Source organism: Aromatoleum evansii (assembly GCF_045689615.1).
Lineage (GTDB): Bacteria > Pseudomonadota > Gammaproteobacteria > Burkholderiales > Rhodocyclaceae > Aromatoleum > Aromatoleum evansii.
The window spans coordinates 2,102,411-2,128,430 of the sequence record NZ_CP141259.1 but is presented as its reverse complement, the minus strand read 5'-3'; the positions used below and the strand labels follow the sequence as shown (position 1 = coordinate 2,128,430).

Genomic DNA, 26,020 nt, shown 5'->3' with positions numbered 1-26,020 from the left:
GGATGGTCAGTAGCTCGTCGGCGGTGTTCATTGCTGCGCCCCGTACAGGCGCTCGAGCGTCTCGGCGACGAGCTCCAGCTCCGTCACCCCATAGGTGCGCTCGAAGGCCCTCACGCCGAGCCCGTGCACGCCGTTTGCGCCGCGATGGTGCTCGGGGCACAGGCCAGTCACGATCCAGTCGCTGTTGCGCTGCCCGGCTCCGACCCCGTCGCGGGCGTGATGGACCTCTGCGGGCGTGTGCCCATACCCGATGCGCCGGCAGATCGCGCAGCCGTCAGCAGCCACGCGGCCCATGTGTCGTTTCGCTGCGCTACTCATGGAAGATCACCCCCAGTTCGGTCGCCGCTTCGGCCTCGACCGTGTTCATGTACTCGCTGAACTCCGAAACAGTCAGCTCTGCCGTGCTCTTGCGCCGGGAACGGATCTCGCCGTCCGGCATCACGAATTCGGTCTTGGGCATGTGCTTGTCGGCAAACCACTCGTGCCATACATCCTTCGAGAACTGACGGCCATTCACCCAGGCCTGCGCCGCGATCTGCTCGTACACGGCCTTCCACAGGCGCTTGTTCTGCTCGCTGTTCCTCTTCTTTTCGTCGTCGGTAACGATCACGCGCAGCGGGCGGCCGGAATCGACTGCGGCCCCGGCGTTCTGCTTCAGGAAGGCGACGAGCGCCTTCGCGGAGTCGGGCGCGCGGAGCACGAATTCGCGGTACAGGGCAGTCATCCCCGCACCTTCGCGCAGTCCGCGCAGATCCACCGCTCGCGGTTGTTCTCGATCCCGAGCACCTTGCCGCCCTTGCGCGGCTTCGTCTTCCGGCATTGCGAGCAGTAGCGAGGCTCTGCGCATAGATCGCGCATGCTGGCGCGGTAGCTGGTGCCGTTCATCCCGTCTCTCCCATCATCACGACGAGCCGCGAAGCCATTACTTGTACGCTGCCAAATTGCTTTTCGTCGGCCACGACATAGAGCCGTAAATCCGTCGCAGGCACTCATTCACACTGCCGCAGATGAACAGGTTTTCCGGCCTGTTATCGTCTATGTCATTGTTGATATGCAGTACATGCTCATGGCGATCCAACAGTCTCCCGATCGCAGCCGACGCAATCTTGCGGTGCGTGCGGATGTAATTGGCGACAACGCCCTTCCGTGGCATATAGGTAATCTCAGCGCCATCTGAATCAATGGATATGCCACCTTTCCATCGCGGGTGTTGCTCACGCACCATCACAATGCGTTGGCACCCGTCGGAGCAAAACCGGCGTTGGCTCTCAGGATTCCACGACTTGAGCCGCATGAAAGTTTCGCCGCAGCACTCGCACATGAACGTTTCACGCTCACCAGTCGTCTGTGCCATGTCATAACAAGCCTTCGAGCAAAAGCGCGCGCTTTCTGTCATCTGCGAGGCCGGACGCGTGAAATCACCTCCGCAGTGCTCACACTTTCTGGTCACACGGTTCATGAGGCACACCCTAGAGCAGTACCGAAACTTTTTCATGAGCGACGGTGCGCGCGTAACGGGTTTGCCGCAGCGCATGCATTCCTTTGTCACTTTCTCGAATGAAGGTGGCGCTCTCATTTAGCCTCCAACATCTACTTATCGCCCGCATCGGAACCGAACACCCGCATCTTCAGATACTCGCGGTCCTGCGCGTAGAGCACTTCGGCAATGCGGACGAGTTCGGGGTGGGTCATAGCGGCTCCGGCTACATCCAGAACTTCAGGTACGAGACCCAGGCGAGCAGCACGATCGACGCGATAAACCCGAAGGCGTCGGCACCGATCGACGTCTTGACGATTCTCGGATGCTCGCCGTGCAGCCAGAGCGAGCGAATGAACACGGACAGGCAGCCCATCCAGAACATGAAGGTGATGTAGGTTTCCACTTTTTCTCCTCAGCGCGCAGACCGCGCATGTAGTTCAACCACCCGGACAAAGACGCCCGGACGCTCCCCGTACCGCTTCCCCTTCACCACCCGGCAGGCCTGCGCGTCGTCGCGGAAAACGATCTTGTTCATGCCGTCCATGACCGCCTTCTCGATGTTGTCCAGGTCGGGCTTTCCGGTCGGCATCACCTCGCCCATCAGCGCGGCGGCCTGCTTTTTCTTCGACCAGCTTGCCGGCACCGAGCAGGTCGCGACGAGCTCGACCAGTACCGGTAGTTCGCTCGGCGCCCGGCCCGCCATCGCTCGGCTCGCCGCCATGCGCACGAGGTTTTCGTACTCGACGGTTTCCTTCGGTGCGTAGTTGGCGATGAACTGCTTGCCGTCGCCCATCTTCGCGATGCGCGAGCGGTGCCGGCCCTTGCCCTTCGGCTCGCCGGGGATCACGAAGCTGATGTCGAGCGGTGCGCCCGCTTCACATCCTCGAGCAGCGCCCTCGCCGACGCTTCCCCGTGCCGCTTCGCCCAAGTCACGTAGAAGGCCTGCCGTGCTTCCTTCGGCTGCCTGGCGACCCAGCGGCAAAGACAGGTTCGTTTCCATTCCGCGGTCCATGTCGGTCCTCTCGTTGTCATGCAGCGGCGGCATCTGCCGTCTCCCTGCCCAGCGCCGCCCGGGCACGCTCGCTGCGGATTACGCCGTTCGCGACGTGCTCCTGCAGGATCGCAATGAACCGCGGATCGCCCTTCTCGGCGAGCTCGATGATCGCGCTCTCCCATGGGCCGCGGACGAACGGCGGCTCGCCCCTCGCCCACCCCGTGTCGCCGATCTGCGGCTTCGCCACCTTCCGCGCGAGCTCTGCGATGCGCGGGGCAACCTCGTCAGCAGACAGCCGCGGAGCTGGGAGCGCTTTCGGCGCGTCGCCGTGCTGTTGCCGGCAGAGGTCGAGGAACTCGGGCAGCGTCGGAGGCATGTTCCGATGCCGGCATGCCTCCAGCGCCTTCGAGATCCGATCGGGCATGTCGCTGAAGCCGGCAAGCTCTTCGGCCCACGTCGCCTTCGCCAGCAGCAGACCGCGGTCGAACGTGCGGCCAGCACGCTCCACCGTCTCCCCGGTGCGCCAGCGATCAACCCACAGCGAGCCGTACAGGCCCTGCATGCGGTCGAAGATCCGCTCAACCCACGAGTCGCGGAGGGGCGGTCGCTTCGATGGTGCGTTCATCTGCGGCTCCTTGCTCTTCGGCGCACGCGGCGCGGAAATCGGATAGGCGGGTCGATGCGGCGATCGTTCGGCTCTCGTCGCGAGTCATGCGGCGACCTGGCGGGGAGCCGCGGGCGTTCGGGGTGATCGGCGTGGGGTCTTCAAGGAGCCCGGGAGCGAGGTACTTCAGCCCGATGCGATGGCCTTGCTTGGCGCTGAGCTTCACCTTCGCGAACTCGACGATCTCCTCGTCAGTTCGCTTCGTGAGCAGCGCGTCCCATGTCTCGTCGGCCAGGTGGTGCGGGGCTGCATCCGCGATCCCTGCATCACGGAGCAGTCTGCAGACGAGTCCCTTGCGGGAGAGAGATGGCAGCGGCTCTTCGCGCCCCCCCTCTCCAGAGACAGTGACTTCTCTCTCTGGAGGGATAGGTTTTTCTGCTTCTGTATCTGCTTCTGCTTCTGGTGCGTGACTCTGCGTGACATCGCGTGACTGCTCGTGACTCTGCGTGACATCGCGTGACATTCGCTCACGCTCGCGCTGGTCACGTTTCCGCTCGGCGGCTGTTTTCGCTGTCGGGGTAATTGCGTCTTCCCTAGCGGGCTGATGCTTTTCCCACCCGGTAAGTCTGAGCGTCTCGGGGTCGATCGCGCGCCCGATCAGGACGTCCCAGATCGCCTGAATCGCCTCTTCATCCTCATCGAGTGCGGACGCGATGTCCTCGATGTCTGCACCTTCGAGACTGCCGCGCGGATCCGATTCGTTGGCGATCATCAGAAGGTGCGTGAACATCGCGATGACGAGGCTGCGGCGCTGTCCGCTCTTCCTGGCGATCGTTTGCCACTTCGCATTGAGTGTCATGCCGGCCCATAAGCGGACCCAAGACTCAGCCATCTCAGAGCCGCTCCGCCGTCAGAATTGAGACCGCAACACCCGTCCCGGCGAACTCCCCGGTGTAGGTCTGCGACCATGCATGCGCCCACCCTGGCAGCAACGCCTTTCCCTGCATGCTGGCCGGCAGGATTGCGACGATCCGACCGCCTTCCTTCATGAGTGCCGCAGCGGCCTCCAGGTGCGCCAGCGCCATGCCTTCCCTGAATGGCGGGTTCATCACGACACGGTCGAAGCGGTCGCGCGTCCTCGTGTGCCAGTCCATAAAGTCGGCGCGTGTCGCGTCGTACCCTTTCGCCTGCAGCACCTTGCAGTGCAGGTCGCTGATCTCGATGCAGCGCATGCGGTCATGCGGAAGCAGGTCGGCAATGCCTCCGATCCCTGCAGACGGCTCGAGCACGGTATCGTCCGGCCCGATCTCGGCCAGCTCGACGGCGATACGCGCGAGCCGCTCGGGGGTCGGGTAGAACTGGTGCGTCTTCTGGTCCGGCATGCATCCGCTGCACACGATCTCGGTAATGACGTCCTGCGGCGGATAGTCGAACTGCCAATGCCCTTCCTTGGCCTTCACGCCACCGATCGACGCGAGGATGTGTTCAGCCTCGCTGCGTCCGGCCTTCGTGTCCGCGCCGTAGCGAAAGCGTGCCGCGTTTGGGATCGGAATGTGCCGATGCGGATTGCGCCAGTTGTCGGTTTTCTCGACCGTGTAGGCGGGCTCCATATCGGCCAGCACCTCCAGTACCGCGAACGGCAACGGGCGCTGGATCATCTCGAATTCCTTGAGCTTCTTCTTCGGCTTCTGGCGGAACTCGGACGGGATTGCGGTCGGATAGAGCTGCGCGAGCACGCAGTTCAGACGCCAGGCCATGTCGGGGTGCACTTCGAGGTGTGCCGTGCCCTTCAGATAGACGCGCAGGCGAAGCGCCCCGCCGTCAATCGTGATCCACTCTCCATGGTCGCGGCGCGCGGCATCCACGACGGCGTTCGATGCATTCCAGCCCGGCTCGTCGCGCCCCATGAACTTTGCGATGACACAGCGCAGGTCGTTGATGTAGCCGACGCGCTCGGTGCTGTTGTAGCCGTTATGGATGCCCGCGAGGATCATGCGTTTGCCGAATCCCATCGGGCTGTTCGTGACGTGCTCGCCCGAGAGCGCCCGGAAGATCCCGTCGACGCGCTCGGCGAAGAACTTCGAGCGCGACATCAATAGATCCTGCAGCGTCGCGCGCACCGTCTCTTCCTCGAATTCCGGCGTCGCATGCTCGCGGATGGATTTGTTCCACTCGTCGCGGCGGGCCTGCGGCATGGCGTCGAGCACGTCGGTCAGGTTCATCGCCTTTGACCAGTACGCGGCATTCAGCGCAGCAAGGGCGCGATCAACCTGGAACAGCCCGCCAATGCTCGGCGCGCCGTAGCGCTGATCGCGAGCGTTCGCCTCAAGGAAGTAGCTGAGCGCCCCGGCAGTCTCGCCGGTCATCATCTCGGCCATCTCTTCAACGCGGCGGCGCATGCTGAGGTATTGGCCCATCAACCCGTCGACCATGTCGGTCGCGGCCGGCGCGAAGAACTCGGAGGCGATCCAGTCGGACTCGTCGCCGCCGATCAGGTCTGAGGCACCCATCACCGCATCCCCATCCAGAACCCGAACCACCCGCGCCAGATCTCGACCGGATCGAAGGTGATGGCGCAGCGCACCCGCGCGCGGCGTTCGCGCACATCGGCCAGGAAAATGATCTGTGCGGTCATCACATCCCCGCCCACATCATCACGCTCAGCAGCTCGCCGAAGCCCTTCACCCCGACGAACACGCCGACGAACATCAGGACCATCATCGCCAGCAGGAGGAAGAAGTACGCGATCGTCGGGCCGTCTCCCTTCGGGATCTTGGGCATGTTCATTCCTCCGAAATCGGCATGAGCCAGAGAAGTGCGGCGTGGACGCGCGCGGCAAGCCAGTGGGCGATGGTGGTCATGCGGCCTCCAGGGCGGCGAGTTCCGCCATCAGTTCCGCTTTCCGCTGCGCCTTGCTGTCGGCGCTGAGTTGGTAGCCCATCGCCTGCGCCTCCCACTGCATCGGGGCGATGTTTCCGCACAGCTCCATGAGCTTGATCGTGCGGGTGTCAGGGAAGTACGCCTTCCCCTGCAGGATCCGGCAGAGGTGCCCCTTGTCGAGCCCCAACTCCTCCGCGATCGTCTCGTGAGACAGGCCGGAAAGCTGGATGCACAGCCGGATCGCGTCGAGGCGGTGCCGGCACATTTCGAGCAGTTTCGGCTCGACCTCTTTGGGCCGTCGCGCCGCTGCCATCATGGGCATTTCGCGTTGCATGGTGTCCTCTCCTCTCTCTGTTGCCGCTACTGCTGTTGCGAATCTTTGACGCCGATTGCATGGCGTTGCATGTCCCTCTTGGTCCAAAAAAAAGTGCCCGGGGATCAGATGACCCCCAGGCACAGCCCGCGACAGCGGGAGAGGAGACAGCAATGGTTTTTCATGCGACACCCAGATCAGGAGGCCACGTTCGAGGCCTGCGTGCATCGCTGCTGATGAAGCTCATGCAGGCGCTTCCCGATTTCAAACCCGATCCGCTTGCCGCGCTCGCCGCGCGACAGGTCGGAGATATGCGCCTGGGACACACCGACGAGAGCAGCGATTTCGTGCTGCTTCAGTCCGGTCGCCATCAGGTCGGAGATGATTTCTTTCCACATGGGAAAAACAATAGCAGTTGCTGTTGCGAAAATCAACAGCAGTTGCTTGTTCAGCATTTGCTATTGCCTGCCCACAATGGTCAGATGGACATGGCCGAAATTCGACGCCGCCGGCTGCGGCACTGGATCGATACAGACCCGCATTCCCTTGGGAACGTGGAGAAGTGGTGCGATTACTACACGCAGCTCGTGCCGGCAGGAGAGCGCCCGCTCAATCCGAGCTACATCCGCCAGCTAGCGCCCGAAGTAGGCAAGGCAGCGCGCAATATTGGGGAGAAGGCTGCGCGCCGCCTGGAGCGCGCCGGAGGGCTTCCGGTTGGCTGGTTGGATACCGAAGGCCCCGAGTTTCAGGAATCCGCTGTTAAATACGACACGCGCGTATTACCTTCGACCAATTTACCGGCCGAGGAAGGAGCAGCAAAATATGTTTCTCGCGAGGTTACCTACGAGGTGGTCAAAGCGGCGGTGTCTGGAGTCTTGGGCGCGCTTGGGGTGACCTTCGACGATCTCGTCGGTGATGAGTCAGCCGCCAGGGACCGGATCCGGTCAATTCTTTCAGGGCCGCATGCGATGCCGGAGCATGTGCGCTCGAAAAACGAGTTGGATTTGCCTGGCGGGGAAATCGTGAAGGACAGAGACTTAACGGTCGAGATGGGTACCGGCGAAGCGGAGGCGAACAAAAAGAAACCCGCGTGAAGCGGGCGGAGTGGCATGCAGTTCGCCTGTGCCGGGGGACTCTTGAGGGTCCCGCAGCCGTCTGGACGCAGGCTACGCGGAGTGTCCGCTCCGCGCCTGCATTACTTCTTCCCGATCGCCAGCTTTGTCGCCTTTCTGAAGGCTGAGAACAGCGCGAGGTTTTCGTCCTTCGCCATGACGCCAGAGGCCCCCGACAGAACCTTTCTGTCGTCAGTCACGATTGACCAATTGATCCCGGTGATTCGGCCCGCTTTCGCGAGAGCCAGGAGCTCAGTTAGGAGCTGCTCGCATTCTCTGGCGTGTCTGGATTGTATGCTGTATAGGCGCGGCTTACGCATTGCCGCCTGATGTCGTGCTGCTCATGGCGCCGGAGCATACCACGAGCAGCCGCACGGCTCAGCCATGCAGACATCAGGGTTTTTTATGAGGTGATCTCAGTAGGAGTACGAAAATCCTCCGGTTTTCTTCCATCCTGGATTGACCCTCGCCATACCCCGCTCGATCATGTCCTGGCGGGCTAGCTCGGAATCGATCTCCGCTTCTTCGGTAGAATTGCCTGCCTGCCTGTCATCCTCTGGGCATAACGCCCTGCTCGCCACTCGCTGCATGAAGAGCCGCGCATCGCCGTCCGGCACATAATAGACGTCGCTCTGACGCGCCACGAATCGATTTTGCTCGGCGATCGTCGTCGTGACGATGATCTCGCTGCGGGTCGGCCTCGCCGCATAGCCCGCCCACCATTCCGCAAGCGCGACGCCGCTCAGCGTGGCAGCGACCCCCTCGCCTCCGATTGCCAGTTCTCGCACGACGGCCACGCCTGACGCCAGCACCGTGAGGGCCGGCGGCTGGTATGCAGGGGCGCGGTCGCTGTGCACGACGAGCTGAGTATCGTAGATGATCTCGACGTCCCGCCCGTCAGCGGCAAACCCGCCCGCGCCGGTGCTCTTGGTCCGGCATACCGCCACGTTCGCGCCGGCATTGACTAGGCGCGTCACCATGAAGTCGCGGAACGCGGCGTTGAATGCCGTGCTCTTCGCGGGCGCGACATACACGCCACGCGACTGCAGCTGCGGTTTCGCTGAAATCGCCTGGAGCGTCTGCCCGACGACATCCTCGGCGACGACATCCCAGTGATGAGCGGTACGTGCAACCTTCTGGTGCGACAACGGGAAATTCGTCGCGACTGGCGCCGGCGATGCGCATCCGACGGCGACGACGGCGACCGGGATAAGCAGAAGGTATTTGGTTTTCATGACCCCTCCATGACACGGTTATCTGTATTTACACCGTAGTTTCATCGGCGCGTATCCACCATAGCCAAATGCGCCCTCGATGCGCGTGACATTTGTCCCGTTTTGTGCCGGGATCGAATCTGGCCGAACACGTCTGTGACATAAGCCCGCCTCAACAGCAGTTGCTATTGACACACTCAACAGCAGTTGCTATTGTTCGATCAACAGCAAGCGCACCCACGCTGTCGATCGGAGTAGCAAATGTCGAACCTCCCCCGTCACCACATTGAATCCCGCCGCCGCGATCGCGGCCTGATGGTGGTGTTCGGCGTCATCGCTGCGCTGCTGGTCGCGTGTGTGGTCGGCTCTGCATTCGTGGCGGCAGCCGAGAAGGTCACGGCAGCCATCACCGGCAGCCTGACGCGGACGATCCGGACGGAGCGCCGCTGATATGGCTCTACCCCTCAAAGGCGACGCGAGCGACATCACGGCGACATGCCACGGGAAGCACCGGTTCGTGTCCCTGGCGCAGGCCCGCAAGGTCGCTAAGCGCAGCGCGAGCAAGCACTGCCAACGCATCACCCCGTACCACTGCCCGCACTGCGCGGGCTGGCACATCGGATCTCACCTTCACCGGAGGACCTGAGCATGTTGCTGACGCACAGAAAAGCCCGCGAGGACCTGAACGACGGCCGGGAGCACAAAGCCCCCGCGTTCTCCCCGCTGAAAGTGATTCAGGCGCTGCATATGGCCCACGGCCGCAGCCCGATCAAGACCGCGAAGAAGGCGCTGCCGCGATGACCGAACAGCGTATCGACTGGCACATGCGCCAGTTCTGCGACGAGATTTCCGCCGGCCTCGCGTTCGGCATGAGTCCGAACGCTGCACTACGCCGCATGACCGCTCGCGGCGTTCCATTTCACGTCCAGCGCCGGATCTGCGGCGCACTTCAACCGGAGGCAATCCAATGCTGATCCAGAACCACCGGCACGTGCCGGGCCCTGGCGACCGCATGCCGCCCGACATGCACCGCGAAGAAGCCCGCCGGGAGGCGAGGCCCGAGGCGGTGAAGGTCATCTCCGACTTCATCTTCGCCGAGCGCATGGCGTCGCTCGCGTGGATCTCGGATGCGCAGGGCGACTTTCTGCAGGCCGAATACAACGCGATGGACGCGACGATCGCAGAGATAGCGGCCAAGACCGCCGCAATTCTGGAGAACGGACAGACAGGTAGCTCCCAGCTCGGCCTGCTGCTGCAGAAGCTCGGCGGGCAGCTGTTCGCGGCGACAGAAGCCTCGATCCGCCGCGGCGCAGACAAGGAAGCGGAGATCCGGCTCGACCGCATGGAGAGAGAGGATGAGGCGGGGTATCTGGTCGAGCAGGAGGCGTCATGAAAAACGCCCTCCTCATCGCCGCCCTGCTTGCCCTCGTGGCCTTCATGCAGTGGCTCGACGCCGACACCGCCAACAAGATCGCGGCGCGCGAGCACGCAAGCCGGCAGCAGGCGATCGAGGCCATCAACGCGATCAACTGCGGTGAGAGTCCGTTCTATCTGGCGCAGGCGCCCGCAGAAGTCGAATAGCCCCACCTGAAAGAGGATTGCCATGAGCAACGTCACCGCGCTGCAAGCGCAAAAGCAGAACTTCTCACTCGCCCCGAAGGATCTCGATGAGGCCATGCGCTTCGCCGACATGCTGGCGAGTTCCGTCCTCGTGCCGAAGGACTATGTCGGTAAGCCGGGAAACTGCCTCGTCGCCATCCAGTGGGGCATGGAACTCGGCCTGCAGCCGATGCAGGCCATGCAGTCCATCGCCGTCATAAACGGGCGCCCCAGCCTGTGGGGCGATGCGATGCTCGGCCTGGTGAAGTCGCACCCCGCTTTCGAGTGGATCAAGGAAGAGTGCGACGGCAACGTCGCAACCTGCACCATCAAGCGCCGCGGCGAGCCGGAAGTCACGCAGGTTTTCTCGATGGAAGACGCCAAGCGCGCCGGCCTGACCGGCAAGCAAGGCCCTTGGACGCAATACCCGAAGCGGATGCTGCAGATGCGCGCCCGCGGCTTCGCGCTGCGCGATGCGTTCCCGGATGCGCTGCGCGGCCTGATCTCCTCCGAAGAGGCGCGCGACACCCCGATCGAGCGCGACATGGGCGCCGCCGAAGTCGTCGAGACGAAGCGCGAAGAGCCGAAGGCCCTGCCCGCCTATTCCGACGCCGACTTGAAGGCGAACATCGGCGCATGGTCTGGCGCCATGCAATCTGGTCGCACGACGCCGGACCGCGTGATCGCCACTATCAGCAGCAAATACACGCTGTCCGAAGCCCAAAAAGCCTCGATTCGCGACGCTGCACAACCCAAGGACGAACCAAAACCGGCCGGCGAGGCGCCTGCCGGCGACGATGGCTGGCTCGGAGATTACGACAAAGCGGAGGCAGCGCAATGATCATCATCAACGTGCAGCAGGGCACGCCCGAGTGGCATTCCGCCCGCGCGAAGTGCTTCAACGCTAGCGAAGCGCCCGCAATGATGGGCGTGAGCCCGTACATGACCCGCAGCGAGTTGCTGCGCCAGAAGGCGACCGGGATCGTCCCGGACGTCGACCCCGCCACGCAGCGCAGATTCGATGACGGCCACGCCGCCGAAGCGATGGCACGCTTGCTGGTCGAGCAGAACATCACCGGCGAGGACCTGTATCCGATCGTCGCCACCGATGATACCGGCCGCCTGCTGGCCAGCTCCGACGGCGCGACGATGCTCTACGACACCGGCTTCGAGCACAAACTCTGGAACGAAGAGCTCGCCGCCCAGGTTCGCGACGGCATCGTGCCAGAGTCGCACCGCTGGCAACTCGACCAGCAGATCGCCGTCTTCGGCTTCGAGAAGATCATCTTCGTTGTCTCGGACGGCACAACGGAGCGCTTTGTGTGGTGCGCATACCGCACGACGCCCGAACGCATCGCTCGCCTAATGGCGGGGTGGGAGCAATTCGAGCGCGACCTCGCCGAGTACGTGCCCGAGCCTGCCGCCGAAGCCGCCCCGGTCGGCTGCGCACCGGAAGCGCTGCCCGCCCTGCGGATCGAAGTGACCGGCATGGTGACGGCCTCGAATCTCGAAGCCTTCCGCGAGCATGCCCTCGCGGTGTTCTCTGGCATCAAGACCGACTTGCAGACCGACGCGGACTTCGCCGACGCCGAGCGCACGGTGAAATGGTGCAAGGAAGTCGAGGACCGACTGGACGCGGCCAAGCAGCACGCCCTTTCGCAGACGGCCACCATCGACGAACTCTTCCGCACGATCGACGCGATCAAGGAAGAGGCCCGCCAGAAGCGCCTGACGCTCGACAGGCTGGTGAAGTCTGAGAAGGAAGCTCGGAAGCTGCAGATCGTCACGCAGGCGCACCAGGCGCTCGTCGCCCACGTCCAGCAGCTCAATGCCCGCATCGCCCCGGCATCCATCCCGTCGAGCATGTACGCGCCGCAGATGTTCGGCGAAGCAGTCAAGGGCTTGAAGTCGCTCGACAGCATGCGCGACAAGGTCGGGACGCTCCTCGCGAATGCGAAGGTGGAATGCAACGCCGTCGCCGACCGCATCGACGCGAACCGGAAGACGGTCGAGGACATGAGCCTGATGCCGGACTTCGCCGTTGTGTGCACGAAGAGTACCGAGGACTTCGCCGCCCTGCTCGCGATGCGCGTCAATGCCCGCCGCGAGGCTGAAGAAAAGCGGCTCGCCGCCGAGCGCGAGCGCATCCGTGCCGAAGAAGAGGCGAAGGCGCAGCGCACCGCCCGCGAAGCGCAGGCCGAGATGGATCGTCAGGCCGCGGCAGCCCGCGCAGCCGAACAGGCGAAGCTTGACGCCGAGCGTGCGGAACTGCGCCGGCAGCAAGAGTTCATCGAAGCCGAGCAGCGCCGGCAGCGTGACGCAGCGACTGTGCAAGCGGCGAAGCCGGCGGAAAAGCCTGAGATCGTGGTTGCTGCCGTCTCCGAAGAAAGCGACGAGAAGATCACCCTCGGCCAGATCAATGCACGACTCGCGCCGGTGAAGATCGACGCCGCCGGCCTCGCGCAGATCGGGTTTCACCCGGTCGGCAAAGAGCGCGCAGCCGTGCTCTACCGCGAGTCGGATGTGTCGCGCATCTGCGCTGCACTGGTTCGGCATCTGTCGGCGGTATCGGGACAGATGCGGGAGGCAGCATGAGCGCCAAATTCCGCTTCCTCGGCAAGGTTCAGATCACGCATCTGAACACGCGCAAGGAAGGCCCCGACGAAGAGAAGGAGCTCGCCGTCGACATCAAGTGCGAGGCTATCGTCTCGCACGACATCTGCAGCTTTTTCGAGCCGATGCTCTCCGATCTCCTGTTCCTGCCGGGCGGGTCCGTGCGCAACCTGATGTTGCAGCCGGTGGAGTTCTCGAACGAACTGGAGAACTACCGCGCCGTCATCGCTGGCAGCACGCACTACGGCTGCAAGGTGAAGAAATTCCGCCTGCAGCCGAAGGACACGTACCAGATCCGCCTGACGTTCCAGGTGTCGTTCAAGCCGAGCGGAGACGAGGTCGCACGCATCGCCGAGTACCTGCAGGATGAGATGGACATCGAACTCGATCCGGCGAATGACGAACTGGACTTCGGCGCAGAGGGGGCTGAGGGTGAAGGTGTGCTCACGAACCTGAACGACCGCCTGTGCGACCTACTGGGTGACGACTCGGCATACGAAGAGGCCAAGCGTGTCGTCCTCGAACAGCGCCGCCCATCCATCAGCCTGATCCAGCGGCGCCTTCGCATCGGCTACAACCGCGCCGCGCGCCTCCTCGAACAGATGGAGATCGACGGCATCGTGTCCGCAATGAATGCGGACGGAACTCGGGAGGTAATCGCAGCATGACCACCACCGTAGAACAGGCCCTCGAGGCCTCCCATACCCTCATGACCGTGCGCGAGATCATGCGGGATACCGGGCACGCCGAGCCGGTCGTGCGCGCAGAACTGCGCCGGCTGGCCGGCGTCGGGCAGATCGAGCACATCCCCGGGCGCGGGCGCTACGACGGTCGGTACGGACTGCTGCGGCCGATCGCGAAGGACGTTCCGGACGAAGCGGACAGCGAAGGCGGCGAGGCGGACGTTCAGGCAAGCGTGCCGGAGCAGGCCAAAAGTGACGAAGTAGGCACGATGCGCGACGCTAAAGCCGACCTCGCCGAGATCCGCCAGCGCCTGTCGCCCTTCGTCGTCGAGCGCGACCCGGAAACCATGACGGAGGTGGAGCTTGCCGAGCACGCTGCAGCGGTGATCCGCGACGGCATGGAGCGCATCTTCTCGCGAGACTCCGGCGATACGGTAAAGGCGGGGGATGAGCTCGCCAACGCCCATGCCCTCTCCGATAAGCTCGAGCACCTTCTCGGCGTGGAGCGACAGACCTCGGCAGCCCTGCGCGAGCAGCTCGAGCACATCACCACCGGCGGCGAGCCGACGGCCAAGGGGCTCTGCGCGAGCCAGATCGACAGCTACGCGGTCATCGCGCCGAAGCGCCCGATCCGCCGTTTCACCGGGCACGACAGCGCCGTGAAGTCCGCGATGGCTGCCGCCTCCAACGGCTCGAAACGCGGCGAAGTGTTCGCCCTGGTGCATGTCGGCAGCGCCAAGCGCGGCGCCGTGTGGAGGCCGGCGAAATGAAAGAGCGGCCGATTTTGTTCAGCGCGCCGATGGTGCGCGCGATCCTTGCGGGTACGAAGACGCAGACGCGGCGCGCTGTGAAGCCGCAGCCGGAGGTCAGCGAGCAAGGAAATCTGTGCGGCGCGTGGCTGAGCCGGCCGCTCGGCGGCCTTCTGCTGCCGAAGGTCGGAGACATTGCGATGCACTGCCCCTACGGCAAGCCCGGCGACCGGCTGTGGGTGCGCGAGGCGTTTCGCTTCCTCAACTCGTTCGACGCCGACAGCCCCGCCGCGATCGGCGTGAAATGCATCTCCGCCGGTTATCCGAAACCGTGGGCGCCGATCCAGTACAAAGCAGACGGCAATCGCGACAACTGGCTCGCCGTTTGCACGCCGCCTGCGGATATGCCGACGCCGGGAAAGCTCCGCCCCGGTATCCACATGCCACGCTGGGCCTCGCGCATCCTCCTCGAAGTCACCGCCGTCCGTGTCGAGCGGCTGCATGACATCAGCCAGGCCGATTGCATCGCCGAAGGCGCCACTGGCGGTCACGGATCAATCGCCGGCTACCCCTATGCCGCAACGCCGGACGAGCATTACCGGCGCATATGGGAACAGATCAACGGCGCCGGCGCATGGGACGTCAACCCGTGGGTCTGGGTCATCGAATTCCGGAGCGTGCAGTCATGACCCTCCTCGCCGAACTCGAATCCGCAGCGCGACCCGCCACCGAACCCGAGCCGACCATGACCGGCCCACTCGCCATGCTCTTCGGCGTTGCTCGCCCGATCTCGCGTCCCGCCTGCGCCCCGGTGCGCACCCACCGCATGCGCATCAACCCGGCCAAGCTGCCCGACCTGCCGCCGGCCTCGAATGCGCACCCGGCCGTGATCCGCACCCGAGAGCAGCGGCAGGAGATCGTGCGCCTGATGGCCGAGTCCGGACAGGCGATGCGCCGTTCCGACATCGCGGACGCGACGGGCTGGATGGAAGAGATGGTCGGCGAACGGCTGACCGAACTCCGCAAGCTCGGCGTGCTGCGCATGGAACGCATCGGCCGCACGGCGCTGTGGGAGCTGGTCGAGGATACCGAGGAGGATGAGGAATGAAATGGAAGCTCGTGAAGGCCGCGCTCGTGCTGTTCGCGGCGGGTGGCGGGGTCGGGCTGATCGGGATGCTGGTCGGGACTGGGCTCGCGGAAGTGCTGTCGCTGGCGTTTGGAGGATAGGTCATGCAGACCTTGCCATACGACTACTGCCGGTGCATGGGTGAAAACTGTGCCCGCAAATCCGAATGCCTGCGGCACGCCGCGGTAACCGACATGGACCGGAATACGCCGTGGGCAGGCCGGTACTGCCGAGAGGTGGGCAGGGAGTCGGAAGGGTTCATCGCCATCAGCGAGGAGGAACAGCAGAAATGAACCGCCGCCTCTCCCACATGCTCAACCGCCGCGACGAATCCCGGCAGGCTCGTCTGCAGAACATCCAGCACGGCCGCCACATGATCGGCCAGTACGACGAGATCGAGATGCTCGAGCGCACGGCCGTCGACGCCTTCCGGTTTAGCTACGCTCGCGGCGGGCACTGGAATGTCCTGTCCGACAGCCGCAATGTCCTGATGCTGGCCGCCTGCCACAAGATCGAGACCTCCACGGTGAAGGCGGATCACGAAGCCGTGCGCGAGGTCACGCGGATCGCGCTGGAAGCGCTGAAGTCCATCCGCGACCGCGAGCAGAAAACCGGCAAGTTCGGGTGCAATGCCGCCGAGCTGAACGCCCTGCATGCGCTGGTCGAGACGAGTCGCGACTTCTGGAACAGGCAGCCGGCGGAACTCTTCCAGAACGCTCTCGACGCGAACGCCAAGGTCACGAAGGACCTTGTGCGCGAACGGAGGACGCAGGGATGACCGCCCCGCCGATCAAGAGCAAGTCGCTGAAGAACTGCCGTGCCAAGCGGCGCTATGCGGACGAACTCGCGGCACGAGCAGCCGGAATGGATGCCATACACCGGTATCATAACGCGCCGCGCCTCTACGTCTATCAGTGCCACCACTGCCATGGTTGGCACCTGACCCGCCGCGCGAAGCATACGCCGGCGGTGCTCGAGAACAATCCGATTGCGGAGGCGGCATGAAGCGCGACCTCTTCACCCTCCAACTGCTCCCCGACGAGCTGATCATCGACAACTTCGCCGGTGGTGGCGGCACGTCGACCGGCCTCGAAGCCGCCTTCGGCCGCCCCGTCGATATCGCGATCAACCACGATCCGGAAGCGCTCGCGATGCACGCGGCGAACCACCCACACACGAAGCACCTGTGCGAATCGGTGTGGGATGTGAATCCGCGCGAGATCACCGGGCCGGTCGGCCTGGTGTGGCTGTCGCCGGACTGCAAGCACTTCAGCAAGGCCAAGGGCGGGAAGCCGGTCGAGAAGCGCATCCGCGGCCTCGCGTGGATCGCCCTGCGCTGGGCAGCCGTGAAGCGCCCGCGCGTGATCATGCTGGAGAACGTCGAGGAGTTCACGACGTGGGGCCCGCTGGTAGAGCAGCCGGACGGGACGATGCGCCCTTGCCCGAAGCGCAAGGGCCGCGAGTTCGCGTCCTTCACGAACGCCCTGCGCCGTCAAGGCTACGCGGTGGATTGGCGCGAGCTGCGCGCCTGCGACTTCGGCGCGCCGACGATCCGCAAACGCTTTTTCATGATTGCGCGCCGCGATGGGCTGCCGATCCGCTGGCCCGAGCCGACGCACGGGCACCCGCACAGCCGGGAGGTGCTCGCGGGCCATCGTAAGCCGTGGCGGACCGCCGCCGAGTGCATCGACTGGACGATCCCCTGCCCGTCGATTTTCGAGCGCTCCCGACCGCTCGCGGATGCGACGCTGCGCCGGATCGCGAAGGGCATCATGCGCTACGTCGTGGAGGCCGCCGAGCCGTTCATCGTGAATACCCGGAATGGCGAACGCACTGGCCAAGCGCCGAGAACGCGCAGCGCAGGTGAGCCGTTCTGGACCGTCACGGCGCAGGGCTCCCAGCATGCTCTCGTCGCGCCGGTGCTGACGGAATGTGCGAATGCATCCTCGCCGCGATCGATGCCTGCGGACGAACCGCTGCGCACGATCTGCGCCGAAACGAAGGGCGGACACCACGCGCTCGTCGCGGCCTTCATGGCGAAGCACTACGGGGGCGTCGTCGGGCATTCGCTGCACGGCGAGCCGCTGCATACCGTGACCAGCCAGGATCACAACGCACTCGTCGCCTCGCACCTGGTGAAGCTGCGCGGGACCAGCAGCACGGCCGGCACCGACGAGCCTTTGCACACGATCAGCGCAGGCGGGATGCACCACGCTGAGGTCCGCGCCTTCCTCGTGAAGTATTACGGCACCGATCAGGATCCTCGCCTGGAGGAGCCGCTCCACACAGTGACGACGAAGGACCGCTATGGCCTCGTCACCGTCGCCGGCGAGCAATACGAGATCGCGGACATCGGCATGCGGATGCTCACCCCGCGCGAACTGTTCCGCGCACAGGGCTTCCCCGAGCACTACATCATCGGCGACGACCCGACGCAGGGCCTGAGCCTCACCAAGTCGGCCCAGGTGCGGATGTGCGGCAACTCGGTTTGCCCTCCGGTCGCTCAGGCGCTGGTCGCTGCGAACTTCGAGCACGAGAAGGCGTGGAGGATTCAAGCATGACCGCAACACCCATCACCACCGTCAAGCGCATCTACGTCGATCTCCCGACCGCCGCCGAGGCCGTCTCGCTGTCGCCCACGACGGTGCAGGAACTCGTCCGGCAGAAGCTGTTCCCGGAGCCGCGCCAGCTGTCCGGCCGCCGCGTCGGATGGCTCCTGCGTGAGATCGAGGAATGGGCCGAAAGCCGGCCGACGTCGACGTTGTTGCCGCCGCCGAATACGGGGGCGAAGAAGCCGCGGAAGGTGGCTGCTTGAGTTTCTACGGAGTGACGATGACAAACGACGAAATCGAAGCACTCGCGCGCAGGGAATGCTGGCGATACAAGAAAAGCGGCGACCCGCATCACAGCGACACCTACACGTTCAACACTCTCACGCTGCGCGAATTCGCACGAAAACTCGCGGCTGAACGCCTGGACGTTTGCAAGGAGGCGGCGACAGTACTGCGCATTGAGGCGGCTTCACTGCGGCAATGCCACACGCTCAACGGAGAGTGGGGCGAAGACGAGCAGGAAGCGCGCGAGGAGTACGAGAGGATGGTGGCACTGGCAGACCGGCTTGCGCAGCCGACATCGCCTGCCAACGCCGGCCATGAGCGGACCCCAACTGCGTAGCAGTTGTGGGTCCGCTCGATGAACTTGTTCGCCGGCATGCCCGGCAGTTGAGGAGAAACACGATGTTTGGAACGAAGAAGCGCAACGCGGTTGAACTGGGCGACAAGGTGCGGGATGCCGTGACCGGATTTCAGGGGATCGCAGTGGCGAAAACGGAGTGGCTGAACGGCTGCATGCGAATCACGGTTCAGCCGCCGATCGACAAGGACGGCAAGGTTCCGGAGAGCTACACGTTTGATGAGCCGCAGCTCGTGCGCGTCGAAGCCGAGGTGGTTCCGGCTGGCTCGCGCGAGACGGGAGGCCCCGCACCGAACCCGGTGCAGCACCGTGGGCCGACCCGGTGACGGCGAACAACCAAGTTGAGGGGCGCCGATAGGCGTCCCGCTCGAATGACGAGTTGGGCGTTTGCCCGAAGGAGAGAACGATGGAACTTTGCTACAGCGTCAATGAAGAGGAATTCAACCTCACCAGCGTCGGGGACGTGTTCGATACGCTTGAGGACGAAGGGCGCATGGAAGAGGGCGCCGTCTATTACGAGGCCGACTGCCGGCGCATGCAGGCCAGCGACGTGGTTTCGGTTGAACAGCTACTCGAAGACATGGGCGAGAGGCTGTACGAAGAGGTTGGCGAGATTGCCGACGACTACCCGGCGGTGACGCCCGAGGCGAAGGCGGAACTGAAAGAGTTTCTGCATGCGTGGGTGGAGAAGCATGCGGACCCCAGCCAATACTGGCTTGTGGTCGGGAAGCATCGCGAGAAGCTCGTGACCGCCGACGACCTGACGCCCAACTCCAATTAACAGAGAGAAATCGTCGGTTAACGTTCCACTGCGACCCCTGAGCCCTTGCCATGCTTGAAACCATCGAACGAAACGCGACACCCGCCGCGGCGGCACAGCAGCCCGGTCTGATGGCTCACGTGCGCGAGACGCTCCGGGTGAACCGCTACGCCCTTTCGACCGAGCGAAACTACTGCCACTGGATCTGGCGGTTCATCCTCTTCCACGGTAAGCGCTCACCTCGCGAGATGGGCGCCGCTGAGGTGGAATCCTTCCTGTCACACCTCGCAACCGCGGAGAACGTGAGCGCGAAGACCCAGAATCAGGCACTGCACGCGGTCTTGTTTCTCTACAAACGCGTGCTCGGGATCGATCTACCGTGGATCGATGGCATCACCCGCGCTCGCGAAAGCAAGCGCATCCCGGTCGTGCTCACTCAACGGGAGACACAGGCCCTACTCCGCCATGTGCATGGCACGTCCGGGACAATCATCAAGCTGCTGTACGGCACCGGGATGCGGCTGCTCGAAGGCCTGCGCCTACGGATCAAGGATCTCGACCTCGAGCGCCGCGAGATCATCGTGCGCCAGGGCAAGGGCGACAAGGACCGCGTGACGATGATCCCGGCCAGCTTGGTCGAAGAGCTGCGCGACCATCTGCAGGCCCGCCGCATGATGCACGATCGCGACCTCGCCACCGGTCACGCCGATGTCGAACTGCACGACGCCATCCAGCGCAAGTACCCGGCCGCAGCACAGCAATGGGCATGGCAGTACGTGTTCGCCGCTGCGAGCTACAGCACCGACCCGCGCACGGGCGCCTATCGGCGTCACCATGTCGGCGAGTGGGTCATCCAGCGGGCCGTGAAAGCCGCGGCGCAGAAGGCCGGAATCCCGAAACTGGTGCATCCACACACACTTCGACATTCGTTCGCGACTCACCTCCTGGAGAACGGCAGCGATATTCGCACCGTTCAGGAGCTGCTCGGGCACTCCGACGTGAAGACGACAATGATCTATACCCACGTGCTGAACCGCGGCGGACGCGGCACCGTCAGCCCGCTGGATCGGATCGCCTGACGCTACCTACGCGCCAATGTCTCCAGGTGCGCATCCAGCCGTCTGAGCCATTCGACCCGCTCGGCGTCGTAGGAATGCAGGTTGTACGTCCCGACAATTCCCGGCTGCATGTGCCCGATCACCGCCTCGCCGACTTCGTTCGGGCACCCGATCGCCGCCAATATAGTCCGCGCCGTGCGGCGCAGATCGTGCGGCGCCCAATGCGTCACCGGTAGCCGCGGGCGCGGCTCATCCGGCCGCGTGCGGCTATAGGGCTGATGGTGATAGACGGCGACTTGGACCGTCTTCTGCTCCACCGGCTTCACTTCCTTAGTCCTCGCTGGAAACAAGTACCCTGCCCCGTACAGGTCCTTCCGCCGCAGTACAACGGCGCGCGCACGCCCGAAGAGCGGCACGCGCAGATCTGTCGCGTTCTCGTGCCGAGCGTTTTTCGTCTTCGCCTTCGGGCACTGCCACCAGAGGATTCCGTCCGCTTCCTCGCGCAGCTCGCTGCCGCACATGCCGCAGATCTCCGCGCCGCGTGTCGCCGTCCAGAGGTAGAGCGTCAGCACGTCCTCGACGAGCGAAGAGAAGTTCGGCAGCCAGCGAATGATCGCGCCCGTCTCGTCTGCCGTCAGCACCCGCTTCGCCGTGCCGACGTGCTCGCCGTTGATCCTCTTTCCCCTGCTCTTGATCTTGCCGCGCAAGATGAGCCGCCACCAGTTCGCGGCGGTATCCGGGAGCCTCCCGGAATCGATGGCGTAATCCCACGCCGCGCCCAGCTCCGAGCGCAGGTTCTGCGCCTGCACCGGGGCACGCTCGGCAATTGACCGGATGAGGTCGAAAGCCTGGCTACGGGTGATGGTTGCGGCCGGTAGCCTCGCGCACTCTCCGAGCATCGTATCGAACATGCGCCGGATCTCGGTTGCGCCCTTCCGCTGCCGGGTGATCCGAACGTGTCCCGCGAAATAGTCGTTGCACACGTCGAGCACGGTATAGGCATCCGCCGCGGCCTTCTGGCGCGCCGCGTCGGCCTGCCGGCGTTTTTCTGCCCGCGCCTCTTTCGCGGCGAGCGCCGGGTCTTCTCCAGCGTCCCGCGCCTTGCGCAGTCGATCCCACTCCGCGACGGCCAGATGCAGCGACATCGCTGGCCAGTCGCCGAGCTTCGTCTGCCGCATGCGCCCGTCGACGGGGCTCTTGTACCGATAGGTCCACGCCCGGCCGCTCTCCGTGGAGACGATCCGCAGCCCGGGAAATTCAGGGCTGGTAAGATGCTCGCCCGCAGGCAGGAGCTTGATGGCGCGCGCGTCGAAGACCATGATCGGCGTAACTTCGGCTATGACGTTACCGTCCCGGCGTAACCTCGGATTTGGAGGGCCGGCGTAAGGTCGGGTTCTGGAAAGCCGAAAAGCTACGCCAATCTGCCGAGTGTTGGCAAGTTTAGACGAGCGATGCCGCTATTCCGCACAAAGCGGAGAGCCGCGCAGATTCACATACAAAACAACGGGCTAGGCTGTAAATTGACGGCAAAACAAGATGTTACGAGCGGGCGCGAAACGAGTCATACTCCCGTGATGCAGCAGGGCAAACGTCAATAACGGCGCAGCATTGCGCCTAGCACATCCTTTCACTTACGCCGAAAGCTACGCTGCACGGTCACCCGTGCGAATCAAGCCCCGGAACCATGGCGACCGCCAGATCCGACACGGGCTGCCGCTTCTTCCGCCTCCGGTCCTGCATCGTCGCGAGATCCAGCCGCCAGTGCCCGGCGAAATCACCCGCCGTCAGGTACTCCGCCATCGGAACCACGTGGGCATCCGTCCGCGTCGCGTAGAGCGTCTTGAACCCCTCGTCGCGCAGTAGCTGCGCCAGAAGCCACATGTGCCCGCGCGAAATCTCGCCGCACAGGCCGATCAGCTTCGCGACCGTATCGGACATGCGCACGATCTGTGCGATGGCCTTGTACGGTGGCTGCGGGCCTTTCGGGATGTGGTCGATGGCGCGAACGGTGGCTGCGCCCCATTCGAATGTCACGGCTACCGAGCCGTTGTCGATGCTCTTCATGCCTCACCTCCGTGCGGGGCTAGTACCTGCAGATCACCGTGATGGACGCGCCGTCAATGGCGTCACGCAGCGTGATCCTGTCCTGAATCGTAATCGTCGGGTCGAACAGCGGACGAATCCCGGGCCGGCAATCCCACCTTGGCGCTGGTGGCGGCGGTGAGGTAAGCGTTGAGCAGCCCGACAGCAACAGCGAGGCCACCAGCAACAGCCTTCTGGTCGTCATGGCTCATCTCCACCGGTACGAAGTAGGCGACGGCGCCGAGCAGTCCCATCAGTGCATTCAGGAGCAGCTGCCGGTTTTTCCAGACTGCCGGGTCTGTCAGGCTGCTGCCGTAGCGAAGGGCCGCGAGAGCGGCGAGCATCTTGTTCATGGGTCATACCCTCCAGAAAGCGCGCCACAGCATCCGCTGCCAGGCGCACAGGATTCGCAGATTGCTGGCCGTGACGCTCTCGAATGCCTCGTGCCAGCGACAGGCGTCGGAGACGGCCGGCTGCTGTGGTTTGATCGGAACGACGTTGAGTTGCATGGCTGCCTCCCTATGCGGCAACAATGCCGCGCTCGTACTTCACCCCGGCCGGCCCAAATTTGGCCGTCAGCACGTCGCCGCGCGCCCGCTCCCCGACTCGGGCGATGCCGACGTGCACCCACGATCCTTCGAAGATCAGCTGGTCGAGGACGATGCCCGCAGCCTGTATGGCTCGTGCGACCTGTAGCGCCGTCATGCCGCGCACGACGATGTCGGCCGCGCGGCCGTCCATGTGGGCGCTGGTGCGACTCCCACCGATGCGCTGGTTGAGCGCTGGCGACCGGTAGCCGCTCGTCACGGTGACGGTGCGATTGCCGACAGCTGCGCGGATGCGCTCGAGCGTCTCGGCGAGCCGCGCAAGGTTGATCTGCACTGAGCCCCCAGGGATGTTGTCGAGGCAGTGCCGTGCGGCTTCCTGCGAGAACAGCAGCTCTTCCAGGCTGAAGTGGGTCGTGAGCTTTGTCCTACTCATCGTCGCCACCATCCAAAGCGGGAATTCCCGCTTTCGCCCGCGCGATCTGCAGGTGCTGGTACTTGAACCAAACGTTGATCGCGTGCCCGATCACCATCGAGAGAACCGCCACAATCAGCCCGCCGATCGCCGCTAGTTCGTTCGCGGTGAGCCCGAGATAGATCGCATTGCCGGCCGCGGCCAGCGTTGCCGTGTTGGCGGTCTTCGTGAGCACAGTCCCCGCCCCTGCCTCTGCGGCCATGCCGGAGCGAGGGGCAAGGCAGAGGAAGATCGCCACCACCCCAACGATCGACGGCGGCAGGACGATGAGCAGTAGATGCATGATCATGAGGCTCCCTTTGCGAAAGAATCAGTTGGCAACGACCTTCAGCGCCCCCGGCGGGAAGTTCGGCGGCAGCGCGCCGAGCGGCAGAGTTCGGACGGCGGCGAGCGGGATCGTCAGCAGCGTATTGCCGGCTGTCAGCGCGTCCGCGAGAATCACTTTCTCGGCGTCGATCCAGTCGGTCGTCGGGCTCGCCCACTGGACGTAGTCGGCGTTGCCGCTTCCGCCCTCGTCGGTCGGCGCGGTCCATGCGGCGGTGCTCGGGCCGATCGCCTTGCGGACGTAGTCGGCGCCCGCGACTTCTGCGCCGAGGCCCGCGCCGGCGACGCTGGTGAGCAGGCCGGCGAAGATCGCCGCCGGAGCCGTCCATTCGCCCGTGCGCAGCAGGTGCGTGCCGATGGCCTCGATGAGGGCGTCGGAGAGGTGGCCGCTGAACACGAGGCGCAGCTCGCCCGCGGCGAAGCTCGTGGCCGGTGCGCCGCTGCCGATGGTGGTCGGTGTATCCAGCGCACCAGAGGCGAGGCAGATGCCGCCGGTCGAGGCGTCGCAGATGCCGAAGTGCGTGACGTCGCCCCATGCTGCTGTCGGCGCAGGGAACGTCACAGCTGCGGCATTGGTGAAGGTCGTGTCGCCTCCGACCGGGAGATTCCACGTCGCATCGCTCGGGCCGCACGCGACACGCGCGTAGCTGCCGCCGGTGACCTCCTGCGCGAGGCTGCCGGTCTCGCCCGGGTCGGCGGTGAAAAGCGCGACGTAGAGCGCCAGCGGCTTCGGCCAGGCGGTCGCGCGCAGCAGGTGGCTGAGGATCGCGGCTTCGGTGTAGTTGGATAGGCTCATGTCGTGATCGCCTCAGAAAAGCAGGAAGAAGTTGCCGGTGCCGGGGGTAGCAACGGCGCCCGCGAGACGGCCGCGCGGGGCTACGTCGATGCGGCCGGTGGCGGAGAGGTGGGTGCCGGTCCAGAGGTCAGCGGTGCCGGTGATCGCTACATTGGCGTCGCCGCTCAGTGATGTGCCGAGCTTTAGGTCTGCGACGCCGGCCAGGCTGACGGTTGTCTCGCCTGCGATCGGCGTTGTCAGATCCTCCGGCACGTTGAGGCTGAGCACCTCGACCGCGATCTGATCGAGACGGGCCAGCTTCGGATCGGTGCGCAGTACCTCGACCGCGATCTGCGACAGCAGCGGATCCGGGTCCGGGCTACGCAGGACCTCGACCGCGGCTTGGGTCAGGAGGGCGGCTGTCATCGCATCAGCTCACGACCTCGGCGCCCGCCTCGAGCGCATTGATCGCCGCGGTGAGCCAGGCTGCTCCGGTCGCGGGGTCCGCCTCGTGGATCGACGAGCTGTAGAGGTAGGAGGTCGACGGAGCGAAGGTCTGTCCGCTCGCCTCGCTGCTGCCAGATCTGATCAGGTTCTTGATCGTGCAGGCGCCGGCATCGGTCTTGGAAACAGCGTTATTGACCTGAATGCCGAGGATGGCGCCATTAACCGAGAGATCCTGCAGGCCGAGCGTCTCTTTCGTTCCGGCCGCGCCGCCAGTCAGGTAATCCGTCGTGTTCGGCGCGGTTTCATCGACGAGCGCTGCGTGATCGGTGCCCGTCGATGGCGTCCAGGACTGATGCGTGCCGGCACCGTTCGGGAAGATGGTGTCGATACGGACATCACCAAGGAAATCGTTATTCGTCAGCCCTGCCGAGTCGCACGCGTAGAAATCGTCGAATAGGGAGATGTGCCCATTTGTTCCGGTATTGCCAATACGCACTGCATTGACCGACGCATTCCCGGCGTTTCTAGTATCAATACCACTCGCGGAGAGCGCAGGAACACCGTTAATCCGAAGCTCGTAGGCGCCAGTCGTGTCGTGTATGGTGGCTTTGAATTCGACATAGGCATAACCGGACGCAACGGCAATTGAAGTGGTTGTCGTTGCTATTACTGTCGATCCAAGCAGGACTGAAATCATCCCAGTCGACGCATTGTGTCGCAGAGCGAGATGTAGCGTCGCGCCGTCCATCAGCTCAAACATGTTGCGATCACTAAAGCCTGCCGTGATCGGACTAAAAGCAAACCCGCAGATCAGAGTGCCGACAGAAAATGGCAACGTCTTCGATACAAACCCTGATCCGGCTGCACTCTTTAGTGCATTCCCCCCCCTGCGTCCTGTACCTTCCTCAATTGTCGCGCCGTTGTTAACAGACCACTTCTTTACAATGTCTGCGGTCGCGTAATGGTCGAACCCATCCATGAAAAGCAGCGCCATG

The 26,020-nt window shown here is 64.2% G+C and carries 44 protein-coding genes; 22 read left to right on the top strand and 22 right to left on the bottom strand.

Going from position 1 to position 26,020, the window contains the following annotated elements; genetic code table 11:
- Nucleotides 1-27: 27 nt before the first annotated feature.
- The 12 genes from U5817_RS09955 to U5817_RS09900 form a co-directional block, all read right to left on the bottom strand.
- Nucleotides 28-318 carry a hypothetical protein gene (locus tag U5817_RS09955; protein WP_407280591.1) on the bottom strand — a complete coding sequence of 97 codons (291 nt, stop codon included), beginning with the start codon at nucleotides 316-318 and terminating at the stop codon, nucleotides 28-30.
- Nucleotides 311-724, bottom strand: coding sequence for a recombination protein NinB (locus tag U5817_RS09950; RefSeq protein ID WP_407280590.1), 414 nt, complete (start codon nucleotides 722-724; stop codon nucleotides 311-313). Before U5817_RS09950 ends, U5817_RS09955 begins: the two co-directional genes overlap by 8 nt.
- Nucleotides 721-885 (bottom strand): hypothetical protein, encoded by a 165-nt coding sequence (locus U5817_RS09945; RefSeq protein ID WP_407280589.1) that lies wholly within the window; start codon nucleotides 883-885, stop codon nucleotides 721-723. The genes U5817_RS09950 and U5817_RS09945 overlap by 4 nt, the downstream gene beginning before the upstream one ends.
- Nucleotides 886-922: 37 nt before the next feature.
- Nucleotides 923-1,459, bottom strand: a complete 537-nt coding sequence (locus U5817_RS09940) for an HNH endonuclease (RefSeq protein WP_407280588.1) — start codon at nucleotides 1,457-1,459, stop codon at nucleotides 923-925.
- Between the two features lie 244 nt (nucleotides 1,460-1,703).
- Nucleotides 1,704-1,883: a hypothetical protein gene (locus U5817_RS09935; RefSeq protein WP_407280587.1), complete on the bottom strand. Its 180-nt coding sequence runs from the start codon at nucleotides 1,881-1,883 to the stop codon at nucleotides 1,704-1,706.
- Nucleotides 1,884-1,892: 9 nt separating this feature from the next.
- Nucleotides 1,893-2,480 (bottom strand): RusA family crossover junction endodeoxyribonuclease, encoded by a 588-nt coding sequence (locus U5817_RS09930; RefSeq protein ID WP_407280586.1) that lies wholly within the window; start codon nucleotides 2,478-2,480, stop codon nucleotides 1,893-1,895.
- 28 nt (nucleotides 2,481-2,508) lie between these two features.
- Nucleotides 2,509-3,036: a hypothetical protein gene (locus U5817_RS09925; protein WP_407280585.1), complete on the bottom strand. Its 528-nt coding sequence runs from the start codon at nucleotides 3,034-3,036 to the stop codon at nucleotides 2,509-2,511.
- A gap of 16 nt (nucleotides 3,037-3,052) precedes the next feature.
- Complete coding sequence (locus U5817_RS09920) at nucleotides 3,053-3,970, bottom strand: hypothetical protein (protein WP_407280584.1); 918 nt, start codon at nucleotides 3,968-3,970, stop codon at nucleotides 3,053-3,055.
- A gap of 1 nt (nucleotide 3,971) precedes the next feature.
- Complete coding sequence (locus U5817_RS09915) at nucleotides 3,972-5,588, bottom strand: DUF4942 domain-containing protein (RefSeq protein WP_407280583.1); 1,617 nt, start codon at nucleotides 5,586-5,588, stop codon at nucleotides 3,972-3,974.
- Entirely contained in the window at nucleotides 5,588-5,713 is a 126-nt protein-coding gene (locus U5817_RS09910; protein WP_407280582.1) for a hypothetical protein, read from the bottom strand. The genes U5817_RS09915 and U5817_RS09910 overlap by 1 nt, the downstream gene beginning before the upstream one ends.
- On the bottom strand, nucleotides 5,713-5,859 hold the full coding sequence (locus U5817_RS09905) for a hypothetical protein (RefSeq protein ID WP_407280581.1): 147 nt from the start codon (nucleotides 5,857-5,859) through the stop codon (nucleotides 5,713-5,715). Before U5817_RS09905 ends, U5817_RS09910 begins: the two co-directional genes overlap by 1 nt.
- A gap of 76 nt (nucleotides 5,860-5,935) precedes the next feature.
- A complete protein-coding gene (locus tag U5817_RS09900) occupies nucleotides 5,936-6,292 on the bottom strand; it encodes a hypothetical protein (RefSeq protein WP_407280580.1) in 357 nt (118 codons plus the stop codon).
- 215 nt (nucleotides 6,293-6,507) lie between these two features.
- On the opposite strand from U5817_RS09900, the gene U5817_RS09895 reads away from it, so the two are divergent.
- Nucleotides 6,508-7,365 (top strand): hypothetical protein, encoded by an 858-nt coding sequence (locus U5817_RS09895; protein ID WP_407280579.1) that lies wholly within the window; start codon nucleotides 6,508-6,510, stop codon nucleotides 7,363-7,365.
- A 434-nt stretch (nucleotides 7,366-7,799) separates the two neighbouring features.
- Here U5817_RS09895 and U5817_RS09890 read toward each other — a convergent pair whose 3' ends face one another.
- Nucleotides 7,800-8,618 carry a hypothetical protein gene (locus U5817_RS09890; RefSeq protein ID WP_407280578.1) on the bottom strand — a complete coding sequence of 273 codons (819 nt, stop codon included), beginning with the start codon at nucleotides 8,616-8,618 and terminating at the stop codon, nucleotides 7,800-7,802.
- Nucleotides 8,619-8,858: 240 nt separating this feature from the next.
- Between U5817_RS09890 and U5817_RS09885 the strand changes: the two genes are divergently transcribed.
- From U5817_RS09885 to U5817_RS09785, 21 genes are all read left to right on the top strand, one after another.
- Nucleotides 8,859-9,047 carry a hypothetical protein gene (locus U5817_RS09885; protein ID WP_407280577.1) on the top strand — a complete coding sequence of 63 codons (189 nt, stop codon included), beginning with the start codon at nucleotides 8,859-8,861 and terminating at the stop codon, nucleotides 9,045-9,047.
- 198 nt (nucleotides 9,048-9,245) lie between these two features.
- The gene (locus U5817_RS09880; RefSeq protein WP_407280576.1) at nucleotides 9,246-9,398 is read left to right on the top strand and encodes a hypothetical protein; all 153 of its coding nucleotides are present in this window, start codon (nucleotides 9,246-9,248) and stop codon (nucleotides 9,396-9,398) included.
- Entirely contained in the window at nucleotides 9,395-9,571 is a 177-nt protein-coding gene (locus U5817_RS09875; RefSeq protein WP_407280575.1) for a hypothetical protein, read from the top strand. Before U5817_RS09880 ends, U5817_RS09875 begins: the two co-directional genes overlap by 4 nt.
- Nucleotides 9,565-9,990: a hypothetical protein gene (locus U5817_RS09870; RefSeq protein WP_407280574.1), complete on the top strand. Its 426-nt coding sequence runs from the start codon at nucleotides 9,565-9,567 to the stop codon at nucleotides 9,988-9,990. Before U5817_RS09875 ends, U5817_RS09870 begins: the two co-directional genes overlap by 7 nt.
- Nucleotides 9,987-10,178: a hypothetical protein gene (locus U5817_RS09865; RefSeq protein WP_407280573.1), complete on the top strand. Its 192-nt coding sequence runs from the start codon at nucleotides 9,987-9,989 to the stop codon at nucleotides 10,176-10,178. The genes U5817_RS09870 and U5817_RS09865 overlap by 4 nt, the downstream gene beginning before the upstream one ends.
- A 22-nt stretch (nucleotides 10,179-10,200) precedes the next feature.
- The gene (locus U5817_RS09860; RefSeq protein ID WP_407280572.1) at nucleotides 10,201-11,037 is read left to right on the top strand and encodes a recombinase RecT; all 837 of its coding nucleotides are present in this window, start codon (nucleotides 10,201-10,203) and stop codon (nucleotides 11,035-11,037) included.
- On the top strand, nucleotides 11,034-12,791 hold the full coding sequence (locus U5817_RS09855; RefSeq protein WP_407280571.1) for a YqaJ viral recombinase family protein: 1,758 nt from the start codon (nucleotides 11,034-11,036) through the stop codon (nucleotides 12,789-12,791). The genes U5817_RS09860 and U5817_RS09855 overlap by 4 nt, the downstream gene beginning before the upstream one ends.
- On the top strand, nucleotides 12,788-13,477 hold the full coding sequence (locus tag U5817_RS09850; RefSeq protein ID WP_407280570.1) for a DNA translocase FtsK: 690 nt from the start codon (nucleotides 12,788-12,790) through the stop codon (nucleotides 13,475-13,477). The genes U5817_RS09855 and U5817_RS09850 overlap by 4 nt, the downstream gene beginning before the upstream one ends.
- Nucleotides 13,474-14,262, top strand: a complete 789-nt coding sequence (locus tag U5817_RS09845; RefSeq protein ID WP_407280569.1) for a hypothetical protein — start codon at nucleotides 13,474-13,476, stop codon at nucleotides 14,260-14,262. Before U5817_RS09850 ends, U5817_RS09845 begins: the two co-directional genes overlap by 4 nt.
- The gene (locus U5817_RS09840) at nucleotides 14,244-14,930 is read left to right on the top strand and encodes a hypothetical protein (RefSeq protein ID WP_407280568.1); all 687 of its coding nucleotides are present in this window, start codon (nucleotides 14,244-14,246) and stop codon (nucleotides 14,928-14,930) included. The genes U5817_RS09845 and U5817_RS09840 overlap by 19 nt, the downstream gene beginning before the upstream one ends.
- Nucleotides 14,927-15,349 carry a helix-turn-helix transcriptional regulator gene (locus U5817_RS09835; RefSeq protein ID WP_407280567.1) on the top strand — a complete coding sequence of 141 codons (423 nt, stop codon included), beginning with the start codon at nucleotides 14,927-14,929 and terminating at the stop codon, nucleotides 15,347-15,349. Before U5817_RS09840 ends, U5817_RS09835 begins: the two co-directional genes overlap by 4 nt.
- Nucleotides 15,346-15,468, top strand: a complete 123-nt coding sequence (locus U5817_RS09830; RefSeq protein ID WP_407280566.1) for a hypothetical protein — start codon at nucleotides 15,346-15,348, stop codon at nucleotides 15,466-15,468. The genes U5817_RS09835 and U5817_RS09830 overlap by 4 nt, the downstream gene beginning before the upstream one ends.
- A gap of 3 nt (nucleotides 15,469-15,471) precedes the next feature.
- Entirely contained in the window at nucleotides 15,472-15,660 is a 189-nt protein-coding gene (locus U5817_RS09825; RefSeq protein WP_407280565.1) for a hypothetical protein, read from the top strand.
- Nucleotides 15,657-16,145: a hypothetical protein gene (locus U5817_RS09820; protein WP_407280564.1), complete on the top strand. Its 489-nt coding sequence runs from the start codon at nucleotides 15,657-15,659 to the stop codon at nucleotides 16,143-16,145. The genes U5817_RS09825 and U5817_RS09820 overlap by 4 nt, the downstream gene beginning before the upstream one ends.
- The gene (locus tag U5817_RS09815; RefSeq protein WP_407280563.1) at nucleotides 16,142-16,372 is read left to right on the top strand and encodes a hypothetical protein; all 231 of its coding nucleotides are present in this window, start codon (nucleotides 16,142-16,144) and stop codon (nucleotides 16,370-16,372) included. The genes U5817_RS09820 and U5817_RS09815 overlap by 4 nt, the downstream gene beginning before the upstream one ends.
- The gene (locus U5817_RS09810) at nucleotides 16,369-17,928 is read left to right on the top strand and encodes a DNA cytosine methyltransferase (protein WP_407280562.1); all 1,560 of its coding nucleotides are present in this window, start codon (nucleotides 16,369-16,371) and stop codon (nucleotides 17,926-17,928) included. The genes U5817_RS09815 and U5817_RS09810 overlap by 4 nt, the downstream gene beginning before the upstream one ends.
- The gene (locus tag U5817_RS09805; protein WP_407280561.1) at nucleotides 17,925-18,182 is read left to right on the top strand and encodes a helix-turn-helix transcriptional regulator; all 258 of its coding nucleotides are present in this window, start codon (nucleotides 17,925-17,927) and stop codon (nucleotides 18,180-18,182) included. The genes U5817_RS09810 and U5817_RS09805 overlap by 4 nt, the downstream gene beginning before the upstream one ends.
- Nucleotides 18,183-18,199: 17 nt before the next feature.
- A complete protein-coding gene (locus U5817_RS09800; RefSeq protein WP_407280560.1) occupies nucleotides 18,200-18,541 on the top strand; it encodes a hypothetical protein in 342 nt (113 codons plus the stop codon).
- Between the two features lie 62 nt (nucleotides 18,542-18,603).
- Nucleotides 18,604-18,885 (top strand): hypothetical protein, encoded by a 282-nt coding sequence (locus U5817_RS09795; RefSeq protein WP_407280559.1) that lies wholly within the window; start codon nucleotides 18,604-18,606, stop codon nucleotides 18,883-18,885.
- An 80-nt stretch (nucleotides 18,886-18,965) separates the two neighbouring features.
- Nucleotides 18,966-19,340: a hypothetical protein gene (locus U5817_RS09790; protein WP_407280558.1), complete on the top strand. Its 375-nt coding sequence runs from the start codon at nucleotides 18,966-18,968 to the stop codon at nucleotides 19,338-19,340.
- A 62-nt stretch (nucleotides 19,341-19,402) separates the two neighbouring features.
- Entirely contained in the window at nucleotides 19,403-20,398 is a 996-nt protein-coding gene (locus U5817_RS09785; protein WP_407281046.1) for an integron integrase, read from the top strand.
- Nucleotides 20,399-20,400: 2 nt separating this feature from the next.
- On the opposite strand, the gene U5817_RS09780 is transcribed toward U5817_RS09785, so the two are convergent.
- The 9 genes from U5817_RS09780 to U5817_RS09740 all read right to left on the bottom strand — a co-directional run bounded on the left by U5817_RS09780 (nucleotide 20,401) and on the right by U5817_RS09740 (nucleotide 26,019).
- A complete protein-coding gene (locus U5817_RS09780) occupies nucleotides 20,401-21,696 on the bottom strand; it encodes a tyrosine-type recombinase/integrase (RefSeq protein ID WP_407280557.1) in 1,296 nt (431 codons plus the stop codon).
- Nucleotides 21,697-22,033: 337 nt separating this feature from the next.
- Nucleotides 22,034-22,441: a hypothetical protein gene (locus U5817_RS09775; RefSeq protein WP_407280625.1), complete on the bottom strand. Its 408-nt coding sequence runs from the start codon at nucleotides 22,439-22,441 to the stop codon at nucleotides 22,034-22,036.
- Between the two features lie 62 nt (nucleotides 22,442-22,503).
- Complete coding sequence (locus U5817_RS09770; protein WP_407280624.1) at nucleotides 22,504-22,812, bottom strand: hypothetical protein; 309 nt, start codon at nucleotides 22,810-22,812, stop codon at nucleotides 22,504-22,506.
- A gap of 3 nt (nucleotides 22,813-22,815) precedes the next feature.
- A complete protein-coding gene (locus tag U5817_RS09765) occupies nucleotides 22,816-22,968 on the bottom strand; it encodes a hypothetical protein (RefSeq protein WP_407280623.1) in 153 nt (50 codons plus the stop codon).
- Nucleotides 22,969-22,978: 10 nt separating this feature from the next.
- Nucleotides 22,979-23,440, bottom strand: coding sequence for a D-Ala-D-Ala carboxypeptidase family metallohydrolase (locus tag U5817_RS09760; RefSeq protein WP_407280622.1), 462 nt, complete (start codon nucleotides 23,438-23,440; stop codon nucleotides 22,979-22,981).
- Nucleotides 23,433-23,762 carry a hypothetical protein gene (locus tag U5817_RS09755; RefSeq protein ID WP_407280621.1) on the bottom strand — a complete coding sequence of 110 codons (330 nt, stop codon included), beginning with the start codon at nucleotides 23,760-23,762 and terminating at the stop codon, nucleotides 23,433-23,435. Before U5817_RS09755 ends, U5817_RS09760 begins: the two co-directional genes overlap by 8 nt.
- Before the next feature lie 27 nt (nucleotides 23,763-23,789).
- Complete coding sequence (locus U5817_RS09750; RefSeq protein WP_407280620.1) at nucleotides 23,790-24,599, bottom strand: hypothetical protein; 810 nt, start codon at nucleotides 24,597-24,599, stop codon at nucleotides 23,790-23,792.
- A 12-nt stretch (nucleotides 24,600-24,611) separates the two neighbouring features.
- Complete coding sequence (locus U5817_RS09745) at nucleotides 24,612-25,004, bottom strand: hypothetical protein (RefSeq protein ID WP_407280619.1); 393 nt, start codon at nucleotides 25,002-25,004, stop codon at nucleotides 24,612-24,614.
- 4 nt (nucleotides 25,005-25,008) lie between these two features.
- Nucleotides 25,009-26,019, bottom strand: a complete 1,011-nt coding sequence (locus U5817_RS09740; protein ID WP_407280618.1) for a hypothetical protein — start codon at nucleotides 26,017-26,019, stop codon at nucleotides 25,009-25,011.
- Between the last annotated feature and the right edge of the window lies 1 nt (nucleotide 26,020).